Here is a 22,661-nt window from a genome sequence, read left to right on the forward strand (position 1 = left end):
TGTAATCAGAGCCCCGACCGCCAGGGAGTGGGCACGTTAGACGATTGTCCCTGACTGCGGGAAGTGCCCCCTCCCTGGCGGTCGGGGCTCTGATACTCAGACAAATACACAGACAAAATGCGTTAACGCAGGCGCGCGCCGTTCGGCACGTCCTTGAATACGTTGTCGGCGAAGCCCATCAGCACGGGGCGGTCCTCCTTGCCGACCGAGGCCGCCAGCAACATGCCGTTCGATTCGAGGCCGCGCATCTTGCGTGGTTGCAGGTTGGCGAGGATCACCACTTTGCGGCCGATCAGTTGCTCCGGCTCGTAGAATTCAGCGATGCCCGCGAGCACTTGCCGGACCTCGACCCCGATGTCGATCTCCAGACGCAAAAGTTTCGACGCGCCCTTGATGCGCTCGGCGACGCGCACTTCGCCGACGCGCAGATCCCATTTGACGAATTCGTCGATGGTCAATTTTTCGGCGACGAGCGGCGCGAGGAAGCTTTCCTCGGGCGAAGCAGGCTCGGGCGATGCCGGCGAACTGGCGGCAGCCAGCTTGGCGGCGGCAAGCTGTGCGGCAAACTTCTCCTGAGCCTCGGAGAGTTTCTGCAGAGTCTCCGCTTTTATCAGTCGGGGAAACACCGGCTCGACCTTGCCGATCTTCGAACCTACGTCGAGCGATGAGGCGACCAACTGGTCGAAGGTCAGCGCGGAAAGGTCGCTGCTAAGTCCGAGTTGCCGCCAAATTTTCTCCGCTGAATTAGGGATCACCGGCCAGAGCAAGCCCGTAACCAGCCGCAACGCTTCGGCGGAGGTGTACAGGATGGTGGCCAGGCGCGAAAGATCCTCGTCCGTGCCGCGCTCGGCGAGTGTCCACGGTTCCATTTCCACGAGGTACTTATTCACGGCGGCGACCAGTTCCCAGACGGCTTCGAGGCCAATGCCGAACTCCATGCGCGAAAACGTCGCCTGATAGCGCTCCGCCACTTGAACACCCAAATCAGATATGCGGCGATCGCCGGCGGTCCGCTGCTGCACGGCCGAGGCATAGGGAATCTCGCCATGGAAATAGCGCGTGATCATGGCCAGCACGCGGCTGGAGAGATTGCCGAGATCGTTCGCCAGATCGGAGTTGTAGCGGCTGACGAGCGAGTCGAACGAAAAGTTTCCATCATTGCCGAACGGCACTTCGCGCAACAGGAAGTAGCGCAGCGGATCGATGCCCAGCACATCGACGATGGGCTCGGCGCGGACCACGTTGCCGCGCGACTTGCTCATCTTGCTTTCTTCAAACAGCAGCCAGCCGTGGGCGAACACGCCGCCGGGCAGCGGCAGTCCCGCGGCCATCAGGAAGGCGGGCCAGTAGACGGTGTGGAAGCGCAGAATCTCCTTGCCGACCAGATGCACATCCGCAGGCCACAGTTTTTCAAATTGCTTGCCGGCGGCGCCATCCTGGCCATAGCCGATGCCACTCATGTAGCCGGTCAGCGCGTCCAGCCAAACGTAAAAAACATGTTCAGCAGAGCCACTGGCTTCACCAGCCGCTTTCGGCACGGGGATGCCCCACTTGATGGTGGAGCGGCTGATGGAGAGATCGCGCAGTCCGGACTTCACGAATGAAGTTACCTCGTTGCGGCGCGTCTCGGGCCGGATGAAATCGGGATTGGTTTCGTAATGCGCCAGCAGCGCGTTCTGATAGGCGGAGAGGCGGAAGAAATAATTCTCCTCCTCGGTCCACTCACACGGACGGTCATGATCCGGGCAGATGTTGCCGGGCTGGCGCAACTCCGTTTCGTCCTTGAAAACTTCGCAGGGCTGGCAATACCATCCGCCGTATTTTCCCCGGTAGATGGCCGATTGCCCGTCGGGGGTTTTTCCTTGCAGCAGGCGGGCCCACAGCGCCAGCACGCTTTGTTTGTGGCGGTCTTCGGTGGTGCGGATAAACGTGTCGTGCCCGATGCCCAGCTTTTCCCAAAGCGCGCGGAACACGGCGTTATTCTCATCGCAATGCTGCTGTGGAGGAATGCCGCGGTCGCGCGCGATACGCTCGATGTTCTGGCCATGCTCGTCGGTGCCGGTGAGCAGGAACGCGTCAATGCCCTGCATGCGCTTGAAGCGCCGGATGGTGTCGGCGACCAGAGTGCTGTAGGCGTGGCCCAGATGGGGCGCGGCATTGACGTAGTAGAGCGGTGTGGTCAGGTAGAACTTTGCCATGCGTGTAAATGTCCTGTTCTGCAACGGGGTGGTCAGGACCATCTTAAGCTGTCCGGCGGGAAGGGTTCAAGACTGCGTCTTGAGAAACGCGGCGCTGGCTTCCTGCATGACCGACTGCAGGGCCACTCCGCGCTCGGCGGCGATGCGGCGGCAATCATCAAACTCCGGGGCGAAATTCACCACCTTGCCGTTTTGCCGAGCCACTTTAATCGGGATCGGTCCGTAGCGGGTAGCGACTTCAATCATCTCGCGCCCCAGCGCACGGCGCAGCACTTCGCTGCTGCGCACGCCGAGAGTGGTGGTCTCCTGGAAGACGATCTCCGTGATCGCATCGGCCTGCTCAGGACGGCACAGCACGCTGAGCAAAACGCCCGGACGATTCTTCTTCATCTGCACGGCGGAGAAATAGACATCCAGCGCACCGGCGGCGAAGGCGCGCTCCGCGACATAATCGAAGAGCTGAGGATTCATATCGTCGAGATTGGCTTCAAGCACCAGCAGGCGTTCCAGCGAATCGCTCCCTTGTTGAGACAGACGTTGAAACAAACGCTGAGTCAAAAGGACGCTCGCCGATGCGCCGCCCATGGTTGCGCCGCCAAGCGCTTCGCCGCTAATCGCTTCGCCTAATGTCACTCGGACCATGTTGGGCTGCTCGCGCAGTTCGCGCTTTCCCGCGCCGTAACCCGTGGCGAGAACCTTCATGGCGGGCAGCGGCCCGAATCCGCGGCCCAGGGTGGCCACGATGGCCGCGCCGGTGGGTGTTACCAACTCGGCCTGGATGCCGGAGGAGTAGATCGGCAGGCCCTTCAAGAGTTCCACGGTGGCTGGCGCGGGGACGGGCAGCGTGCCGTGATCGCACTGGACAGTCCCGCCGCCGACGTTCAGTGGCGAGCAATGCAGTTCATCAATGCCGAGTTGCTCGATCGCGGCGCAGTTGCCCACAATGTCGGCGATGGAATCGAGCGCGCCCACTTCGTGGAAGTGAACTTTCTCGATCGTGGTCCCGTGAATCGCAGCCTCCACTTCGCCAAGGCGACGGAAGATGCTGGTGGCCTGCTCCTTGACGCGCGCGGAGAGCGGCGCTTTCTCGATCATCGCCGCGATGTGCGTGAAGTGCCGGTGCGACTTCTGCGGTGGAGCCTCAAACACCGCGCGCGTGCCGACCAGCGCACCGCGCTTGACCGTCTCGATGGTCAAGCGCAACTCCTGCAAGCCCAACGAATGGATATCGGCCTCGATGCGGCTAGGATCAGCGCCGCAGGCGATCAGCGCGCCGAGCAGCATGTCGCCACTCACACCCGAGAAGCAATCCAGATAGGCTAACTTCATTGGCGATTTCTCAACAGATGCGAAGCAGGAATTTGAGCAAGGCAATATGATGACTCACATGGACGGCGCGGCGCAAACCAGAGCCGGTTGGCGCAGGCGCTGTCCGGTCGTCTCGGCTGCCGGGACTCTGCGTGGAAGCGGATTCGGTACAGGTAGGGACAGGTCTCCAGACCTGTCCTACGGAGGGCAGGCAGGAATGCCTGCCCCACTTGCTAGCGCTGCATCCGCGTCAGCAGGATGCGGTGCATTGACGGCGATCACGGGCGGCAAGGGAGTAATGATGAATAGCGCCAAAAAGCGAAATGTGGGACAAAGTGAAGAACAATGAAAAATGTCCGTGGATACCTCAGGAAGAAATCACACTTGCGTCTCATCGCTCTAGTGCGGGCTCTAGTACGGGCAACCCAAGCTCCAACAGGTACCTAAACGTGGAATCGTAGTAGGCGGGTGCACGGGTGGCGTCGATACTATCTCCCGGCGGGACGAAGATGACCATTCCCTGCCGCGCTCGCGTGAGAAGCACACGGTATGCATTCCGCAGGTACTGCTGGCGGTCCAACTTGTGTATGGATGTCCACTTGCTTCCACGAAACTCGTTGCAACTCCATCCCGACTGCGCAAACCGGAGGTCCGCATCCCACGTCATGCAGACCCAGTCGAGCTCGAGTCCTTGCACTTGGAATTCCGTCGCGGCATCTTCGAGGTACCAACTAGACCGCGTGTCGTCAGAAGTGTTCAGAAACCAGTGCACCGGGTTGATCTCGACTCGAACATCGATAGCGTGCGGCTTGAGGCGCTGAGCCCCAGATGAGGCAACCATTCCAAAACGTTCCGAGCCGCGGGCATGATCTCGGATCCATTGCTTAGCCAGTTGCAGATCGCGAGTCAGAGCGATGGGGTATCGTTTGGATATCTGGGTTAGGAGTTCACTGGCCGTACTGTCCTCGCAATCCAGAACCGCCTTCACAAATTGCGACACTGACTCGGCGCGGAATGATCTCATCGAAACGGCGAGATGAAGTTTTTCGTCTTGAACGACAATGGCGCTTCCGGCAATGGTTTCGAGCGCGTGTCCCGCTGCATACTCGCTGTCAGTAAGATTCGGAGAAATATAAGCGTGCCAGTCTGGAAATTTCTCTCGCACGGCATCCAGCCAAGCGGAGATTCCCGCTTCGCCGTCGTTGATTTCCTGCCCGCCTCCCACGAGGCAGATCACTACCGCCCAATCTATGTGACGGTCAAGATAGGAGATGAGAAATTCCGGTTCTGATTGTGAGAATCCTGGTCGCTTCTTCCTTCTTAGCATGAAATCCGCGGTCTTCCTTTTGTTCCACGCCCGTTGCGCTTCGTCGAAGATTACAACGTGATCGACTGGTGGTGCCTGAAGCCTGAGTCCCTCATCCCGAAAATGATGGACGTTCTGGATGAATGCCTTGATAGGCTGCCCAATGACTCCACGTCGCGTGCTAACTCCTTTTTCACGAAGTCGCGTGATTTCATCGCGCGTGAGCGCTTCCCGAAGCACGGCCACCAATGGGCCATTTCCAGACAGAAAAACGGCATGAGTGGGCTGTTCTTCATTACGTTTTTTCGTGGCGACATTGAGGCCAACCAGTGTCTTGCCCGCGCCGGGCACGCCGGTTACAAACACAATTATCTTGCGCCCACATTGTCTTGCTTCGTCAATGAGTTCCTCCACTCGTTGCGAGGTGACCGTCAGGTTACGAGCGCCGGCATCGTGTCGGGCAATCGCCTCGACGGAGTGCTGCGAGTAAAGTGCCTGCGCAGCTTCGATAATGGTTGGAGTGGGTTGGTACGGAGACGAGGCCCACGCTATCGCATCGAGCGGCTTTTCTGTCGCGTGAGATAGGCCCTCCTTTATGAGCTGCGCCAGGCCGTCGGCGTTGGACCGGCTGGGTGGATAGACGCCATCCGGATGCGGCATGGGCAAGGCCGTGTCAGACCAATGCGATTCGGTCGCGACGAGGATGGGGATGATCGGCGCTTCTTGGCTACCCTTGTGGAAGTTTTTCAGGTCCAACGAGTAGTCCCAGACTTGATTGAGGTCAGCTCGATGGTATTCCGATTCACCGATCTTAAATTCGATGGCGAAGATGACGTTGCCTGCAATCAAGACTGCGTCGAGGCGACTGCCGATGCGGGGAACGACGAACTCCAGAAAGAGCGTCCCCTCCACGCCAACTAGAGCAGACTTCAGGACAGTGATCTGAAGGAGCCAAGCATTCCGCTGGGCCAGCTCAACTGAGAAGTTGCTGTTTGTGATAAGGGCGCCGATGATTTCTTCAGGCGTTGCACGGATCAGTGCCGCAACATCTGCGGAGTAATAGGAGTTCGACAGCGGTGGGATTGACGAAGAGGAAGTCGGGAGCACAGGAACATTTTCCATTAGTGGATATCTTTCGCCGTCATCATCATACACCTGTCAGATGAAGGTTAGGGAACGTCTGCCTCTGCTTGCCCGGAGGGCAAGGCTGTGAATAGCCGTAGGTGCCAACCTACGGACCGCGCGCCAAGAATTGACAGCAACCCCGGACAGGGGTTGACCTCCGCTGGTGGAGTCTGCGTCCGCATCCTGCGACGCGGATCGTGTTGCCGGATCGCGGGAAACGTCCGGCCCTGTCAGGGCCGCAATCTGGTTTGGTCATTCATTCCGTAGGTTTCACCTACGGCTATTCACGGGGTTGCCCTCCGGGCAACGGCGGAGGTCTGCGTTAATGCCCGCTTCCCGCCTCCCATTTTCCACATCTTGATTGCTTGTCCCTTACTCCCTATTCCCCACTCACTACTCCCTGATTTTCATCCGCCCCGCCGATGGAACCGCAAACTCTAACGATTTGGTGGATTCGGAAAAATTGGCGGCCGATGGAACCGCAAGCTCTGACGATTTGGTGAAATTGGAATATTTGGTCAGGTTGAAATATTTGGATTCTTTGGAGGCGGGTGGGGGCAAAATGTCGATCCGGGATTTCCCAAATCTCCAATCCCTAATCCCCAATTTCCAACCCCCAACCTCCATTCGCTGGTTTGTCAATCTGGCCAGAGTGGTCAGAACCGTGAACGTGTGCACTTTGGGCTGGGCTGATTCTTCCGCAGATTTTGGGAGTGGCGGAGTGGGACCAAATTGGAAGAAATGGATGCCCAATTTTCCTCGCCGCGGGTTTTTTGAAATGATCGGAAATGGATGCGATTGACCCGGTGCAACCCCCGCGTTATCCTAATAGGTTCCGGTCTTGTCACCAGATGGCGCTATCCCTGGTGACGATCCTTCAGAGATCGAACCGGAGGGCGCAGGTACGCGATGAGCATAGACCGGCTGACGGTCCGAGGGGCCCGCCAGCACAATCTGCAAGACATCACGGTGGAGATTCCCCGCAACTCGCTGACCGTGGTCACGGGGTTGAGCGGCTCGGGGAAGTCCTCGCTCGCCTTTGACACCATCTACGCGGAGGGCCAGCGGCGGTATGTCGAGACACTTTCCACCTACGCGCGGCAGTTCCTCGATCAGATGGAGCGGCCCGACGTGGACACCATCGAGGGCCTCAGCCCGGCCATCTCCATCGACCAGAAGACCACTTCACGCAGCCCGCGCTCCACCGTGGGAACCATCACGGAAATCTACGATTATCTGCGACTGCTCTTCGCCACCATCGGCGTTCCGCACTGTCCGCAATGCAATCGTCCGATTACGCGGCAGCCGGTGGCGCAGATTGTCGCGCAGATTCTGGCGCTGAAGGGCAGCGACCGGATCATGATTCTGGCGCCGCTGGTGCGGGGCCGCAAAGGCGAGTTCAGGAAAGAGCTGGAAAAGCTGGGCCGCGATGGCTACATCCGCGCGCGCATTGACGGCGAGCTGCGCGGCTTGGACGATCCCGATCAGCCGATCATTCTCGACAAGCGCAAGAACCACACGATCGAAGTGCTGGTGGATCGCGTGTTGCTCAAGCCCGGCATTGAAAAGCGTCTGGAAGCCTCCATTGCCACGGCGATGAAGTTGGCGAGCGGTCTGGTTCAGGTGGCCGTGGTGGATGGCGAAGAGTTTCTATTTTCCGAATCGCTGGCCTGCGCCGAGTGTGGCACCAGCGTCCCTGTATTTGAACCGCGCTCATTTTCATTCAACAGCAAGTACGGCGCGTGCGAATCCTGCCAGGGGTTGGGCAGTAAGTGGGATTTTGATCCCGCAAAATTGATCGTCGATTGGTCGAAGCCTTTGCTCGATGGCGCGCTGGGACCCGCGCTGGGCGCACTCTATCCGCAGCGCATGATAGAAGAATTGGCCACGGAGCAGAAGGTTGACCTGAAGATCGCGTTCAGCGAATTACCGCAGCGAGTGCAGGATATGGCTCTCTACGGGAATATTCCTGGAAAGCCTGGAACCAAGTCGAGCAAAAAAGTCACGGGATTGATTCCTCTGCTGCGAGAGAATCTTGAATCCAGCACTTCTGAGGGGTACCGAGAATGGCTGACGCAATACATGTCGGCTAGTCCCTGCGGCGTATGTCACGGCAAACGCCTGCGACCGGAGAGTCTGGCGGTAAAGGTGCAAGGACTGTCGATTGGCGATCTGACGGCAGCGCCCGTCAGCCGCGCTCATGAAGTATTCTCACGCGTGAAGCTGAGTGAGCGAGAAGAGCGCATCGCTGGACGCATCGTCAGTGAGATACGGAATCGTTTGAATTTCCTGCTGGCCGTGGGGCTTGGCTACCTCAGCCTGGACCGCTCCGCGCCGACGCTATCGGGTGGGGAAGGTCAGCGCATTCGTCTGGCGGCGCAAATCGGTTCGAAATTGCGCGGCGTGCTCTATGTGCTGGACGAGCCGTCGATTGGGCTGCACCATCGAGACAACTCGAAGTTGATTGAGACACTCGAAAATTTGAGAGACCTGGGCAATACGGTTCTGGTGGTCGAGCACGATGAAGACACCATTCGTCGCGCCGATTATGTGGTGGACCTTGGCCCCGGCGCAGGACGGCATGGTGGCCACGTGGTAGCCACTGGCACGCCGCGTGATATTGAGGCATCCGAGGCCTCACTCACCGGCCAGTATCTTTCCGGCAAGCTCTCCATTCCAATGGCGGCGAAGCGCCGCTCCCCCAATGGCCGTCAGCTCATCATCCACACGGCGCGTGCCAACAATCTAAAAGGCATTGATGTCACGTTTCCACTCGGACTGATGATCGTTATCACTGGCGTATCGGGCTCCGGAAAGTCAACGCTGGTGAACGATATCCTCTACCGGTCGCTATCGCAGAAACTTTACGGGGCGAAAGAAGCTCCGGGAGCGCATGGCCGGATCGAGGGTGTCGAGCATATTGATAAAGTGATCTGTATTGATCAGACGCCAATCGGGCGCACGCCGCGCTCGAACCCGGCGACTTACACGGGAGTCTTCACGCCACTGCGTGAATTGTTCGCCATGCTGCCGGAGTCGCGCGAGCGAGGATACAAGCCGGGCCGCTTCAGCTTCAACGTGCGCGGCGGACGTTGTGAAGCCTGTCAGGGAGATGGCCAGCGGCGGATTGAAATGAACTTTCTTCCCGACGTTTACGTAACGTGCGACATCTGCCGAGGCCGCCGCTACAACGCCGAGACGCTCTCGGTTCGCTATAAGAATCATTCCATCGCGGACCTGTTGGAGACCACGGCTCAGGATAGCCTCCCGCTGCTGGAGAATATCCCCACCATTGCGCAACGGCTGCGCACGGTGGTGGAGGTCGGGCTTGGCTATTTGCATCTGGGGCAGTCCTCCACGACGCTTTCCGGCGGCGAAGCGCAGCGCATGAAGCTGGCCCGCGAGTTGAGCCGGCGACAGACCGGCAAGACGCTGTATATATTGGATGAGCCGACCACCGGGTTGCACTTCGACGATATCCGTAAATTGCTGGAAGTCTTGCAACGCTTGACGGAGCTGGGCAACACCGTCATCATCATCGAGCATCACCTCGACGTGGTGAAGTCCGCCGACTGGGTGATTGATTTAGGGCCCGATGGTGGCGACGGTGGAGGTCGCGTGGTAGCCGCGGGCACTCCCGAGCAAGTCGCGCGCGTGGAGCAATCTCACACAGGCGCGGCGCTCCGGCAGATATTTGCCAAGGCTGCAGCGGCTATCAAGACTAAAGGCTCGTCCGGAAGTGGGACACGTTCGCGAGCGAAAAAAGTCGTGGGAGCAAGTAAGGCAGGCAGGCCGAAAGGGTAGGCGAATATTTTTCCATGAGTATCTACCGCCAGAAACCGCTGGACCGCACGGGATTGCAGACGATCTCCCTGGAAGGACGTCCAGCCAAGGTAACGGTGAAAGAGTTTGCGCGTGCTTATCGCAAGGGGCAGGGCATTACCGGCCTGATTGATTCCTTGCCGGCGATTCTTGCCGGGGATCGCTTGCGTGGCGTCATCGCGGCGATTCTGAAAGCTCGCGAACTGGGTAAGCCGATCCTGTGGGGGCTTGGCGGGCATGTGATCAAGGTGGGCCTTGCTCCTGTATTGATTGATTTGATGGCACATGGATTTGTCTCTGGAGTAGCCATGAACGGGTCCACGGCGATCCATGATTTTGAGATCGCGCTGGCTGGCTCAACTTCCGAAGAAGTGGACACGCAGCTTCCCGACGGGAAATTCGGCATGGCCGAAGAGACCGGCGCATGGATGAATCAGGCCATCATCAGCGCCGACGATCAGGGAATCGGGATGGGCGAAGGACTGGGTGCGTTTCTCGAGGACAAAGCGAAGCAGAAGCCTGGGCCCGGCCTGCAAGGAGTCCCCCATGCGGACGCCAGTCTGCTGCTTTCCACCTACCGGAGGAAAATTCCGGTTACAGTCCATGTGGCGATTGGGACGGATACGCCGCACAATCACCCTCTGGCCGATGGCAGGGCGATCGGTGGGGCATCTCACCGGGATTTTCTATTGTTCGCAAGCTTAGTGCGGGAACTGGAAGGCGGCGGAATTTATCTCAACGTGGGGTCAGCTGTGATCCTGCCCGAGGTTTTCCTGAAAGCAGTTTCAGCGGTGAGAAATCTGGGGCACGAGTTGCGAAACTTCTCCACCGTCAATATGGATTTCCTCCAGCACTACCGGCCGCTGGAAAATGTTGTGCGGCGACCTACATTAAATTCAGAAGGCTCGGGACGCGGGTACGCATTGACGGGGCATCATGAGATCATGCTTCCATTGCTGGCCGCCGCACTTCTGGAGCAAGCCTGAGGACCGCATCCTCCATGTCCGATCCTAGCCAGGAATTCAACCATCAAGAAGCTGCCAGCCCTTTCGGAAAAGGAAGGGGCACAGTGGAGGCGGCAATCGCTCCGCAGGAACATCCCAACTCCACGGATGCCGAGCCGTGGCCGCCGCTCCCGGAAGATCGCCTTTGGACATTGACAGATGTCGGCAGCTTCTTCCTGTTTGCCCTGGTGACGATGGTGGTGGCCTTGGGAATTGTTATGGGCAGCTTCACCCTGCTGAACAGCGGACTGAACTGGGGTCTTACGCTTAGCCATCCCCAAGTCCAGACACCCATCGCGGTGTTGGTTCAGAGCGTTTGGGAACTATTCTGGATTTTGTTTATCTATCAGATTGTGGTGGTGAAATACGGCCTGAAGTTTTGGGAGAGATTGCAATGGAAGCAGGCTGGAGTGCCGATGTTTCGCTACCTGCTAGCTGGATCCATGATGTCGTTGGCCATTCAGTTGTCATTCCAATTTATTCCCGGCCGACCTGAATTGCCCATAGAAAAACTGTTTGATACTCCGGCATCGGCCTATTTAATGGCTTTCTTTGGAATTGGCGTCGCTCCTTTTGTCGAAGAGCTGGTCTTTCGGGGGTTCTTCCTGCCGGTGTTTGAACGCCGCTGGGGGGCTGCTGTTGCGGTGGTCATGACAGGCACGCTCTTTGCCGCCATCCATGCTGCCCAGCTTGGTGGAGTCGGTCCGGAGTTATTGGCGCTGTTGCTGGTGGGTCTGATTCTTTCGTTTGTGCGCGTGCACACGGGCTCGTTGGTGCCCTCTTTTCTGATGCACTTGGGATATAATTCCACGCTATTTCTATTGCTGTTTGTTGCCACGAACCGTTTTCAGACCTTAAAGGGGTGATGGTCACTGTACATTTGGGACTGGCGGAATTGGCGACGAAGAAGAAGCGAGGAGTGAGACATTGGCGGATTCGAGGAATGAAATGTTGCAGGGTGGCGTAAAGACAATCGAGTGGACCAACGAAGGCGTTCGTCTGATTGACCAACGGATTCTTCCGGGCCGCGAGGAGTACTTCGTCTGCCGCAATTGCGAGGAAGTTGCCACGGCGATACGCGAGATGGTGGTACGCGGAGCGCCGGCCATCGGCGTTACGGCGGCGATGGGCATTGCGCTTGGCATGATGCAATCACCGGCCGCAACTCTGGAAGGATGGCAGAAAGACTTTACGCGAATCACCGACTTATTGGCGGCGACCCGGCCTACGGCGGTGAATCTTTTCTGGGCGATCGGACGGATGCGGGAACGCTTTGAGCAGTGGCTTGCCAGCGATTTGGGGCGGGCGCAGATCGCGAAGCAATTGATCGCGGAGGCCCAGCTTATTCTGGAAGAGGATATTGCCGCATGCAGGGCCATGGGGGATTTTGGCTCTAGTCTGGTTCCCGCCGGGCAGACCGTGATGACTATCTGTAACGCGGGCGCGCTGGCCACGGCTGGATATGGAACGGCCCTTGGCGTGATCCGATCTGCCGTCCGGGAAGGCAAGGGGATTGACGTGCTCTCGCTCGAGACCCGGCCCTTCCTGCAAGGGGCACGTCTGACGGCCTGGGAACTGCAGAAGGATGGCATCCCGACGACGTTAATTACGGACAACATGGCGGGACATTTTTTGCGGACTGGCTTGAACTCGCGCAAGATAGGTTGCGTGGTGGTGGGCGCTGATCGCATTGCCGCCAATGGGGATACAGCGAATAAAATAGGAACATACGGAGTGGCGGTGCTGGCCAGAGAGAACAATGTGCCGTTCTACGTTGCTGCTCCGCTATCGACCATTGATCTGAACATGGCCTCTGGAGAGCAAATCCCCATCGAGCAACGGGCAGAGAAGGAAGTCGCTGAAATTCAAGGAGTTAGCATCGCCCCCGAAGGGATCGCCATTCAGAATCCGGCGTTTGATATGACTCCGCACCGCTACATCGCGGCCATCATCACGGAGCGCGGAATCGCCCAGCCCCCCTACACGGAGAGCTTAGCTCGGTTGAAGCAAACCCCGACCGCGTGAAGACGAGGCGCCCACAATGAAATCTTCACGGGAGCTAGATTTGCCCCCCCTAGGCTTGTAACAACCCCAGACTTGCTGGCAACCAATGGGTTGTTAAATGTTGCACATACAGCATTATCTATGGGTGCCGTTATCTTTGTGCATGAGGTGAAATATGGTATTATTCTATCGAGTAGCTTCGATGTGCGACAGAGCTCAATTGTGCCACCGTTCGCATGAGTAGGTTGCTCAGGAGGATTGAATGTTCAAAAGTAGCATGCGCCTATTAGCGCTTTCAGGAATTCTATTCGCTGCAGTGGCTGCACAGGCTCAGGATGAGTCGAGATTTTTGAAGCCAACGGCGTCTCTCTCTGGCAATACCGGCCTATGGAAAGTGCATAGCCCCGATGGCCTGCGGGCAAAAGAATTGGCGTTTTCGATTTGGTACGATCGCATCAACCGGAATCCCGGAGAGCTGCGGCTGTCCACCATGGGTTTTGGCGGTGGTGTTGGAATTAAAGACTGGCTCGAACTGGGCATTAACTTCGAAGTGAACCGCCGAGTTTCCGTGGGCGATTCCTCGCAGCTCAGTTTTGGTCAGCAGCAGTTGGGCTTTTTCGGCGTTGGTGGCCCCAATGCAACTCCGTTGGCTTCGGAGTTGGTGTCCGGAAGCGCCGCAATGGCGCGCCTACGCGCTCCCGCGGCCCGGACCGGTGCTTTGACAAATACTGCCGGATACTTTAATAATGCGCCGTTCGCCAGCGCAGGTTCACGCAACGGCGTCGGCGGGGTGAACGTGGGCCTCAAATTCAACATCCTTTCGGAGAACAAGGGCAACCCTTTCGGCTTCGGCTTCCGCACCTATGCCTTGGTTCCCACGCATCGTTCATTGAATTTCCTCCGTTTCCGTCCGACGCAGACCGGCGATTGGCAGTGGGGAACCGATTATCTCTTGAGCAAAAACCTGGGTGAGATGGCGACCTTATACGGAAACGCCGGATATCGCGGCGTCTCTAGTCCCGATAATGGCCGTGTTGTCCGGCTTTCAGACGTGATCCCGCTCGGCTTTGGAATTGAGATCCCTCGCCACACTCGCTTCCAGTTCCTGGGTGAGCTTGGTTCGGAGATTTATGTGAGGGAAGCCACAGCAAATGCGAGTCCCGACTCGGAGAATCCGATTGACCTGACGCTCGGGTTGCGTGCTTTCATTAATCGTTACGTCAACTTCAGCGCTGGTTATCGCCGCCCGCTCAACATGAATGGCGGAGATAAAAATGGCTTTGTGTTTCAACTCGGCTATAACTATGGTCCTCCGCTGGAGACCGCTGCTCCCGCGCCACCTAGCCTGAGTTGTTCAGCCAGCCCCACTGAAGTGCAGATTGGTCAGATGATCAGCCTGACTTCTCAAGGGACTTCCTCCACCGGTGCTGCGTTAACTTACGCATGGACTACCACCGGAGGAACCATCCAGGGAAGCGGACAGAATGTTCAGATTTCCACTTCTGGCGCAACTCCTGGCACCTACGTCTCAACGGTGCGCGCTACCGAAGCAGCCGGCCTGTTCGCCGATTGCAGCGCTCGCTTTACCGTGGTTGCTCCTCCGCCACCGCCCATGCCTCCGACGGTATCTTGTAACGTGGATCGTGGTCGCGTGCAGATCGGCGAAGCGGTGAATCTGTCGGCCACCGCCGCCAGCGCTCAGAACCGCCCAGTTACCGTTCAGTGGACCACCTCGGCTGGAACCATCGTTGGTTCAGGCGCTGCGGTTCGCTTGGATACTGCCGGTACTCGCGCAGGTACAATCACGGCGCGTGCCCGTGCCACGGACGATCGCAATCTCTCAGCCGAATGCACGAGCACCGTTACCGTGGAAGCCGCGCCTGCGCCGCCGCCGGTTGCTCAAGCACAGCTGCTTGACACCTGCACCTTCGCCAATAACTCGGCTCGCGTGGACAACATTTGCAAGGCCAAGCTGGACTCCACCGCGCTGCGTTTACAGAGCGAGCCGGAATCGGCGCTGGTCGTGGTGGGATCTGCTGCCGGCACAGAGCGGAACGCGCAAGGTTTGTCGCAATCACGCGCGGATAACATCCGTGCATATTTGACACGCGAAAAGGGTATCGCCGAAGGTCGCCTGACTTCGCGCACTTCCGCTGCCGGTACGGGGGCTGCCGCTCGCAAGGCGGATATCCACCTTGTACCCCGTGGCGCAACCTTCACCGCCTACAATCAGACGCTGGATCATCAGCGGATGGAAGCTGCGAAGGCCATTCCCGTTCAGACGCCAGCTAGCGCAGTGGCCGGTACTTCCTCCAAGAGGACCGTGCTAGTCTCGCTTCGCTAAGTTCGTGTTTCCTTTAACCAGGCTCCCGGAAGTTCTAAACTTCCGGGAGCTTTTTCATTTTTTCGGAACCTCTGCACAACTGAGAAAGTCGTTATAATGGGCGAAGCCGGGCAACTGGAATATCTGAAATGGAGAATGTCCAATGCAGACAGTAGGCAATGAATTTAGTTGGTTCACTCGCATGGTGCTTGCGGGCATGATGGTGGCGGGCGTGCTCCTGAACTCCAATCCCGTTCGAGCGGCTGAAAGCGGCGACTGCGTCCGTGGAAAGCCAACGGCTCCCATTAAGATCGAGGTGTTTTCGGACTTCCAGTGTCCGGCCTGCCGCGCATTTTACCTCGAAACGATGAAGCAGGTGATGACTGAATACGGCGACACCGGCAAGGTCTGCATCGTGTACCGGGAGTTCCCGCTCAGTATGCATGCTCATGCCCGCAAGGCCGCGCGCTACGGACATGCAGCGATGAAGCTGGGTACGCAGCAGTGGGGAAAGGTCGCCGATGCGCTGTTTCAAAATCAGGAAGAATGGGGACGGACTGGCGAAATTGAATTGTCCTTGGCCAAAACGATTTCACCGAAAGAACTGGCGGAACTTAAGAAAATAGTCGGGAACCCCGGTCCCCTTGATGCCGCTATTGCCGCCGACATCAAACTGGGCGAAGCAGGGGAGATTAATTCGACTCCAACATTTTTCGTTACTGCCGCTGGCAAGACTGAAAAGGTGCCCGGTTTTATTCGGTTTCCCATCTTGAAGCGCTACTTGGACACGCGGTCGGGGCAATAAGTCGTGATCGGGCCGATGGGGAGGGTCCTGCAGTGGATTTGCCGCCTTTTTCTAGGCGGGCTTTTCATCGTGGCTGGATACGTAAAGATTGCGGAGCCATTCCAGTTTGAGATGGCCATCGAGTCTTATCAACTGTTACCGGTTTGGGGAGTCATCGCCGTAGCCCGCATGCTGCCATGGATCGAAGTGGCACTTGGACTGTTGCTGGTACGTGGCTGGAAGCTCCACTGGTTTGCTTCATTTTGTGCCGCGTTGCTTGGATTCTTCCTGGTTACCATGACGATCACCTACGCTCGTGGCATCGAGGCCACCTGCGGATGCTTCGGGCTGGGAGAGCCGGTCAGCCCGCGCACCTTGGCACGGGACACGGGCTTCTTCGTAGCCGCTGCTTATCTCGCGGTGGTGTCCTGGAGGCGTGTAAGACCCGCCTCCAGTCTGAATAACTCCCAGTAAGAATTACTGATTACGCCATGGTTTCCGCCAATGTCTCAAAACTCCTTCCCTCGCAAAGAGCACGTCGAAATCCTGATCCAACGGATTTCCTCCCGCCTGCGATCATTGGATGTTCCGCTTGAGATTGTAGAATCAGGGGAGGATCGCTTCCACTGCCGGTACCGTTTTAACGCGAAGGATTGCGCTGGGTTGCAGCCGGAAGAATTAATGATTCACTTTCAAATTGCGGAGCGTTTATTAGCCGGAGGGGCGGACCAGGAGTTAAACCGTTTGGTCGATTCCTTCGCGCGGAAACTAATACGAACTCAAGGATCGAATTTTGTGGAGTAGTCAGAAGTGGGAATTAACCAGGGCATCGACTACTTGCGCTCTGCCTGCTTCTTCTGTATCCGTTCAATATTGTGAATCGCGGCGCGGATGGGACTCAGAACGAACTGCTCATTGCCGGTCTGGGTATAACGCTGCACCGCCACGATATCCAGAAATACCTGTTCCCGCACGGTGCCTTTTTCCAGCAAGACCGTGTACCTGCTGCCTCCTCCACTCCCACCTGGTGGAAATACACGGCAAATAACTCCCCTCATCCCTTTATGCAGGAGGAGCTTCTCGATCAAGACTCGAACTTTTTCGGCTGCTTCGGACATGAATGGCTCCGCATTTGTCTATGACTCGTCAGAAAATTACGGTATCTCTCTCAGGATCGGAGACGGCGATCAACGCTGCGCCAATCCGTAAAGCTTCTCCCACGTGTAGATTCCTGTGCTGTGTCCATCGCTCCAATGGATACAGATGCCGTAACGCCCGACTGGCTCAATCGCAGCAGGACGCACGTCCATCGGGATGGCTGGTTCCTTCAGTATGCGCCGGCCGGTAGTTTCGTCCACGCAATGCGCGCAGGGACATTCCATCCGTAGCTTCCGAGCGATATATATAGACTCGGAACTGTCGTTCCATCGAATGCGAATGTCGTGCTCGCCAGCCCTGCCGACTTCCAAGGGCACGAGAATTTTTTCAAGTTTCTTGCCATCTGCCAAAGTCATAACTCCTGAAAATCATCTGGTTCCATTATGCCCTCTCAAACTATGACGACGCGACACGAATCATCGCGGCCATGCTCTTTTCCACATCGTCGTCCGTCGTTGCCCAGGAGGAGATGCTGATGCGCATCGCGGTTCGTCCCTGCCATACCGTGCCGCCGCACCAGCATGTTCCGTCCGCCTGAATCCCCGCAATCACACGCTGTGTAGTCTCCGGATCGCCGAACGAAACCAGAACCTGGTTCAATACAACATCATTCAGAATCTCAAATCCTGCCGCGCTGATGGCTTCTGCGAATCGGCGTGCGTGACGACAGCAGCGATCAATCAATTCTGCCAATCCGATGCGCCCCAGCGAATAGAGTGCCGCCCAAACTTCCACACCGCGTGCGCGCCGAGAGAGTTCCGGCGTGTAATAACTCGGCGTGCGCGAGACCTCCTGGGGAAGATAGGCGGCCGTTACCGCCATCGCCTGGCGCAGTGCCGTAGCATCTCGTACCAGGGCAATTCCACAGTCGTACGGGACGTTTAGCCATTTATGCGCGTCTGTCGCCCACGAGTCCGCTTTCTCAAAACCCGCTGCCAGATTCGCTAAACTTGGCGTCGCCTTCGCCCATAACCAAAATGCTCCGTCCACATGCACCCATGCGCCGGCAGCGTGCGCCGGAGTGATGACATCTGCGGCGGGATCAAACGAGCCAGTGTTGACGTTGCCAGCTTGTAGACAAACGATGCAGGGAAGCGTGAACTTCGGTAATGCATCAGCGCGCATGCGTCCCTGGCCGTCGCAAGGAACACGCAAGACCCGGTCGCGCCCCAGCCCCAGCAGTCCGAGCGACTTAAGAAGAGTGGGATGAACCTCGTCGCCTACGACTACAGTGATGGGCGGTGCGCCAAACAGTCCTTGGGAGTCTACATCTCAGCCGACTCGCTGGAGCACGGCACGCCGAGCGGCAGCGAGCGCGGTGAAGTTGGCCATGGTGCCGCCGGTTACAAATCCGCCTCCACAATCGGCCGGCAGTCCGAAGATTTCCAGTAGCCAGCGTAGCGCAATCTCCTCCAGGCGTCCTGCCACAGGGGAGATCGCTGAACTGCCCGCATTCTGATCCCACGCTCCGGCCAGCCAGTTTGCCGCGAGAGCCGCAGGCAACGCGCCGCCGATGACGAAACCAAAATACCGGCTTCCCGCCGTCGACGATGTCGCTGGCGATCCAACTTCATCCAGCAGCGCCAGGACTTGCGCCGGCGGAGTTGCATGATTGGGAAGTGGAATTTCCAATTCCTTCAGTCGCGCGATGGCTTCGGATGTTGGAGCTACCGCGCGCCGATCCAAGCTAGTTAGATAGCGGGCGGCGCGCTCGGCAGCATTTTCAAGCAAGTCTGGAGTGTTCATCAAGATGGTGGCTAAAAAGTGATCTTGACCAGCGGCTCTTCCTGTTCCTGCATGTTGCGAATGCTGATCTGAGCTGCAAGATTGCGAGCAATTTCGGCGAACACTGCCGCTTCCGGTGATCCGGGCTCTACCAGTCCGATGGGGCGCCCGTTGTCGGAAGCTTCGCGAATATTTTTGGCCAGGGGAATCTTGCCCAGCACCGGAACCTTCCATTTTGCGGCCGCGCGCTCGGCTCCACCGGAGGAAAAGATTTCCTCGCGCTCACCGCAATGCTTGCAGATGTAATAGCTCATGTTCTCGATGATGCCGAGCGTCGCGCATTTCAACTGCTGGAACATGATGTGCGCCTTCTCGGCGACGTTCAGCGCGACGTCCTGTGGCGTCGAAACAATCACCGCGCCGGTCAGCGGAATGCGTTGGCAGAGAGTGAGTTGCACGTCGCCGGTTCCTGGCGGCAGATCAATGATCAGATAGTCCAGCTCGCCCCACTCAACGTTGCGCAGAAACTCATCGACTAACTTCGAGAGCATTGGCCCACGCCAGATCACTGCTTGATCCGGCTTGATGAAAAAGCCGGCGGAGATGACTTTCACTCCATAGGCAACTGGGGGGATCAATCCGCGCTGGCCCGGTTTGGGCTGCTCCGTAATGCCGAGAATTGTGGGGATGCTGGGTCCGTAAATATCGGCGTCCATCAATCCAACGCGCGCGCCCGTGCCAGCCAACGCGACAGCCAAATTGGCGGCGACGGTCGATTTGCCAACGCCTCCCTTGCCCGATCCTACGGGCACGATGTTTTTCACGCCGGGGATGGTGAACTGTCCCGTGGGCATGGCCATCGATCGCACTTCCGCGCGCATGTCCACCTGCACGGATTTCACACCACTTATTTTCTTGACCGCTTCCTCCGCCTGGGCTTTCAGTTGATCCTTCACGGGGCAGGCTGGTGTGGTCAAGTTGATGGCGAAACTGACGTCTCCACCAATAATCTTCATATCCTGGATGAATCCGAGCGAGACGATATCGCGATGCAGATCGGGGTCCTGTACGCTGCGCAGAGCGTCTAACACTTGCTGTTCGGTGGCCATTCTTGATCCCTGGTTAGAAATTTATCTAAAAATTCATTGAAGTTAAAGAGCGTTTTGCAGCGGACGCTGCGTGGCGATCTGCACCAGATTGCTTGCCGATGTGGTCATCTCCTGCTCGCTGCCGAGCAGGTCCTGCAGCGTGGTGCGGCTGAGAACGTGATCCACCTCGCGCTGCACGGCTTGCCAAAGCGAGCGGATGGAGCAGTCGATGGAGTGCGTGCACATGTCTTCGGTACCGTGATAACGCCCGCAAGTATCGCTGTCGAAGATGCGTCCGCCCAGGGCGTTCAGCACATCGCCGACGAGTATTCCGTCAGGGGAGTGGGTCAATGCATATCCACCACTTTGTCCGCGGCTGCTCTTCACAAATCCATCCTGGCGCAGAATCCGCACCAGCTTGGCGACATAAGCAACCGAGAGGCCCTCGGCCGTGGCGATCTCTGGAATGGTGAGACTCGCGCCTGCGTCGCGTCGCGCCAGTTGCAGCAGACAGCGAAGCCCGTACTCTTCCTGCGAACTGAATTTCATTGCGTTACGCCTCCACTGTAAAACCACCACTCCATCTAATACAAAACTCCGAGTTGCAGCTTGGCTGCTTCCGACATGCGCGCGGGCGTCCACGCCGGCTCCCAGACCAGCTCGACCTTAGCGTCCGTTACGCCCTCGACGCTGCGCACTGCGGTCTCCACGCGTCCGGGGATAGCGCCGGCCTCGGGGCAACTGGGTGCCGTAAGAGTCATCTGAATATTTACCTTGCCCTCCGGATCCACCGTCAACTCATAGATCAGGCCGAGCTCGTAGACATTCACCGGAATCTCCGGATCATAGACCATGCGGACGGCTTCAGTGACGCGCGACTCCAGATCCAGCTTGGAAACTGGATTGTCGACGGGTGGAGTATTCTCCATTCCTGGTGCTTCCGTGGCCACAAGATTTTCTCCAGTACTACTCGTGGGGTCTACCCCCAGTTTTTTGCTAATCCAATCAAACACGCTGATTCGTCTCCCACGATTTCCATTTCATCAATCAATATTCCGGACTACTCCACGGAGATGTCTGGTTCTTCGCCGCGCATGGCGGCGCGGAAAGTGTGCCAGGCCAGCGTGGCGCACTTGACGCGCATCGGAAACTCCCTGAGCCCCGAGAACGCCTGAAGTTTGCCCAAATGTTCCTGAGCCGCCGCGTCGGCGGTGCCTTGCGTTACCAATCCGTGGAACTCGGTGAAGAGCTTCTCTGCATCGGCCTGCGACTTGCCCTTCAAGCGCTCGGTCATCAGTGAAGCCGAAGCGGTTGAAATGGCGCAGCCGACGCCATGAAACTGCACATCTTTGACTACATTGTTTTCCATCTGCAGGAAGACCGTTACTTTGTCGCCGCACAGCGGGTTGTATCCGGTGGCTTCGTGGTCATGCGGCTCCAGCTTGCCGAAGTTACGCGGATTCTTGCTGTGATCGACGATCAATTCCTGATACAGATTGTCGAGTTCGCTCATTGCCCAAAGACCTCCCGCGCTTTTTGAATGGCAGCTACCAGCGTATCCACTTCCTCGCGCGTATTGTAAAACGCAAAGGAGGCTCGAGTCGTTCCGGCCAGTCCAAATAGTTCCATCACCGGCATGGCGCAGTGGTGTCCCGCGCGCACGGCGACTCCCTGCCGATCCATGATGGTGCCCAGATCATGCGGATGCACTCCATCCATCACGAATGACACGAGGCCGGCCTTCTCTCTGGCGGTGCCGATAATGCGCAGGCCCGGCAGAGAACTCACGCGTTGCGTCGCATATTCCAGCAGTTCCTGCTCATAGGCGGCAATGCGGTCCAAACCGATGGCGTTGACGTAGTCGATCGCCGCGCCGAGGCCGATGACGCCTGCGATATCCGGCGTGCCCGCCTCGAATTTGTAAGGCAGGCTGTTGTAGGTTGTCTTGGTGAAGCTGACGGTGCGGATCATGTCCCCGCCGCCCTGGTAAGGAGGCATGGCCTCCAGAAGCTGCGCCTTTCCGTATAGCACGCCGATGCCCGTCGGGCCGTACAGTTTATGCCCGGAGAAGGCGTAGAAATCGCAGTCCAGAGCCTGCACGTTGACGGCGGCATGAGGCGCCGCCTGCGCGCCATCCACCAGCACGGGCACATTCTTCCGGTGCGCCATCTCGATCATGTGAGCAATCGGGTTCACCGTGCCGAGTGCATTGGAGATGTGGCAGATCGCCGCCAGCTTGGTGCGCGGCGTCAGTAGTCTCTCGAATTCTTCGATGATTAACTCGCCGCTGGTGGTAATGGGAGCCACGCGCAGCGTTGCGCCTTTTTCATCGCAGAGCATCTGCCAGGGGACGATATTCGAGTGATGCTCCATGGCCGTGATCAAAACCTCGTCGCCCGCGCAAATATTTTTGCGGCCATATGTAGCCGCGACCAAATTAATGGATTCGGTCGCGCCGCGCGTGAAGATAATTTCCTTGGAGTGGGCTGCTCCGAGAAACCGCTGGACCTTCTGCCGCGCCGCGTCAAAACTATCCGATGCACGCTGGCTCAGCAGATGTACGCCGCGATGGACATTGGCGCAGTCTTCGGTGTAGTAGCGCCCGAGAGCGTCCAGCACCGCGCGAGGTTTTTGCGATGTGGCGGCATTATCCAGATAGACCAGCGGCTGGCCGTGAACCATCTGATGCAGCGCCTGGAAGTCCTGACGGATGCGCGCAACGTCAGTGGAAGTTAATGTTTCGCTCGATGGCGCAGAAGTGGAATGTACCGCGAGGGGCAAGCCTGTTATCGCCATAGGACCTCCTTTCATTCATT

17 protein-coding genes and 1 pseudogene are annotated in these 22,661 nt (G+C 57.8%); 7 read left to right on the forward strand and 11 right to left on the reverse strand.

Going from position 1 to position 22,661, the window contains the following annotated elements; all coding sequences use genetic code 11:
* Positions 1 to 122: 122 nt before the first annotated feature.
* The 3 genes from metG to EXQ56_02265 all read right to left on the reverse strand — a co-directional run bounded on the left by metG (position 123) and on the right by EXQ56_02265 (position 5,934).
* Entirely contained in the window at positions 123 to 2,198 is a 2,076-nt protein-coding gene (gene metG / locus EXQ56_02255) for a methionine--tRNA ligase (protein MSO19276.1), read from the reverse strand.
* Between the two features lie 66 nt (positions 2,199 to 2,264).
* Positions 2,265 to 3,527, reverse strand: a complete 1,263-nt coding sequence (larC, locus tag EXQ56_02260) for a nickel pincer cofactor biosynthesis protein LarC (GenBank protein ID MSO19277.1) — start codon at positions 3,525 to 3,527, stop codon at positions 2,265 to 2,267.
* 370 nt (positions 3,528 to 3,897) lie between these two features.
* Positions 3,898 to 5,934, reverse strand: coding sequence for a DUF2075 domain-containing protein (locus tag EXQ56_02265; GenBank protein MSO19278.1), 2,037 nt, complete (start codon positions 5,932 to 5,934; stop codon positions 3,898 to 3,900).
* A gap of 912 nt (positions 5,935 to 6,846) precedes the next feature.
* On the opposite strand from EXQ56_02265, the gene uvrA reads away from it, so the two are divergent.
* The 7 genes from uvrA to EXQ56_02300 all read left to right on the forward strand — a co-directional run bounded on the left by uvrA (position 6,847) and on the right by EXQ56_02300 (position 16,348).
* Positions 6,847 to 9,741, forward strand: a complete 2,895-nt coding sequence (gene uvrA / locus EXQ56_02270; protein ID MSO19279.1) for an excinuclease ABC subunit UvrA — start codon at positions 6,847 to 6,849, stop codon at positions 9,739 to 9,741.
* A gap of 14 nt (positions 9,742 to 9,755) precedes the next feature.
* Complete coding sequence (locus EXQ56_02275; protein MSO19280.1) at positions 9,756 to 10,745, forward strand: hypothetical protein; 990 nt, start codon at positions 9,756 to 9,758, stop codon at positions 10,743 to 10,745.
* Between the two features lie 14 nt (positions 10,746 to 10,759).
* Positions 10,760 to 11,629, forward strand: a complete 870-nt coding sequence (locus tag EXQ56_02280) for a CPBP family intramembrane metalloprotease (protein ID MSO19281.1) — start codon at positions 10,760 to 10,762, stop codon at positions 11,627 to 11,629.
* Between the two features lie 82 nt (positions 11,630 to 11,711).
* Positions 11,712 to 12,788 (forward strand): S-methyl-5-thioribose-1-phosphate isomerase, encoded by a 1,077-nt coding sequence (gene mtnA, locus EXQ56_02285; GenBank protein MSO19282.1) that lies wholly within the window; start codon positions 11,712 to 11,714, stop codon positions 12,786 to 12,788.
* A 241-nt stretch (positions 12,789 to 13,029) separates the two neighbouring features.
* Complete coding sequence (locus EXQ56_02290) at positions 13,030 to 15,111, forward strand: hypothetical protein (protein MSO19283.1); 2,082 nt, start codon at positions 13,030 to 13,032, stop codon at positions 15,109 to 15,111.
* 142 nt (positions 15,112 to 15,253) lie between these two features.
* Entirely contained in the window at positions 15,254 to 15,895 is a 642-nt protein-coding gene (locus EXQ56_02295) for a hypothetical protein (GenBank protein MSO19284.1), read from the forward strand.
* 15 nt (positions 15,896 to 15,910) lie between these two features.
* Positions 15,911 to 16,348 (forward strand): DoxX family membrane protein, encoded by a 438-nt coding sequence (locus EXQ56_02300; GenBank protein MSO19285.1) that lies wholly within the window; start codon positions 15,911 to 15,913, stop codon positions 16,346 to 16,348.
* A 359-nt stretch (positions 16,349 to 16,707) separates the two neighbouring features.
* Here EXQ56_02300 and EXQ56_02305 read toward each other — a convergent pair whose 3' ends face one another.
* The 8 genes and pseudogenes from EXQ56_02305 to EXQ56_02340 form a co-directional block, all read right to left on the reverse strand.
* On the reverse strand, positions 16,708 to 16,992 hold the full coding sequence (locus EXQ56_02305) for a hypothetical protein (GenBank protein MSO19286.1): 285 nt from the start codon (positions 16,990 to 16,992) through the stop codon (positions 16,708 to 16,710).
* A gap of 69 nt (positions 16,993 to 17,061) precedes the next feature.
* Positions 17,062 to 17,388 (reverse strand): DUF971 domain-containing protein, encoded by a 327-nt coding sequence (locus EXQ56_02310; protein ID MSO19287.1) that lies wholly within the window; start codon positions 17,386 to 17,388, stop codon positions 17,062 to 17,064.
* Positions 17,389 to 17,428: 40 nt separating this feature from the next.
* Positions 17,429 to 18,778, reverse strand: a pseudogene (locus EXQ56_02315) (aspartate aminotransferase family protein).
* Positions 18,779 to 18,789: 11 nt separating this feature from the next.
* Positions 18,790 to 19,866, reverse strand: a complete 1,077-nt coding sequence (locus tag EXQ56_02320) for an iron-sulfur cluster carrier protein ApbC (GenBank protein ID MSO19288.1) — start codon at positions 19,864 to 19,866, stop codon at positions 18,790 to 18,792.
* A 42-nt stretch (positions 19,867 to 19,908) separates the two neighbouring features.
* Entirely contained in the window at positions 19,909 to 20,394 is a 486-nt protein-coding gene (locus tag EXQ56_02325; protein ID MSO19289.1) for an Rrf2 family transcriptional regulator, read from the reverse strand.
* A gap of 35 nt (positions 20,395 to 20,429) precedes the next feature.
* Positions 20,430 to 20,774 (reverse strand): DUF59 domain-containing protein, encoded by a 345-nt coding sequence (locus EXQ56_02330; GenBank protein MSO19290.1) that lies wholly within the window; start codon positions 20,772 to 20,774, stop codon positions 20,430 to 20,432.
* Between the two features lie 131 nt (positions 20,775 to 20,905).
* Complete coding sequence (locus tag EXQ56_02335; GenBank protein ID MSO19291.1) at positions 20,906 to 21,358, reverse strand: SUF system NifU family Fe-S cluster assembly protein; 453 nt, start codon at positions 21,356 to 21,358, stop codon at positions 20,906 to 20,908.
* Positions 21,355 to 22,641 carry a cysteine desulfurase gene (locus EXQ56_02340; GenBank protein ID MSO19292.1) on the reverse strand — a complete coding sequence of 429 codons (1,287 nt, stop codon included), beginning with the start codon at positions 22,639 to 22,641 and terminating at the stop codon, positions 21,355 to 21,357. Before EXQ56_02340 ends, EXQ56_02335 begins: the two co-directional genes overlap by 4 nt.
* Between the last annotated feature and the right edge of the window lie 20 nt (positions 22,642 to 22,661).

This window comes from Acidobacteriota bacterium (assembly GCA_009691245.1).
Lineage (GTDB): Bacteria > Acidobacteriota > Terriglobia > 2-12-FULL-54-10 > 2-12-FULL-54-10 > SHUM01.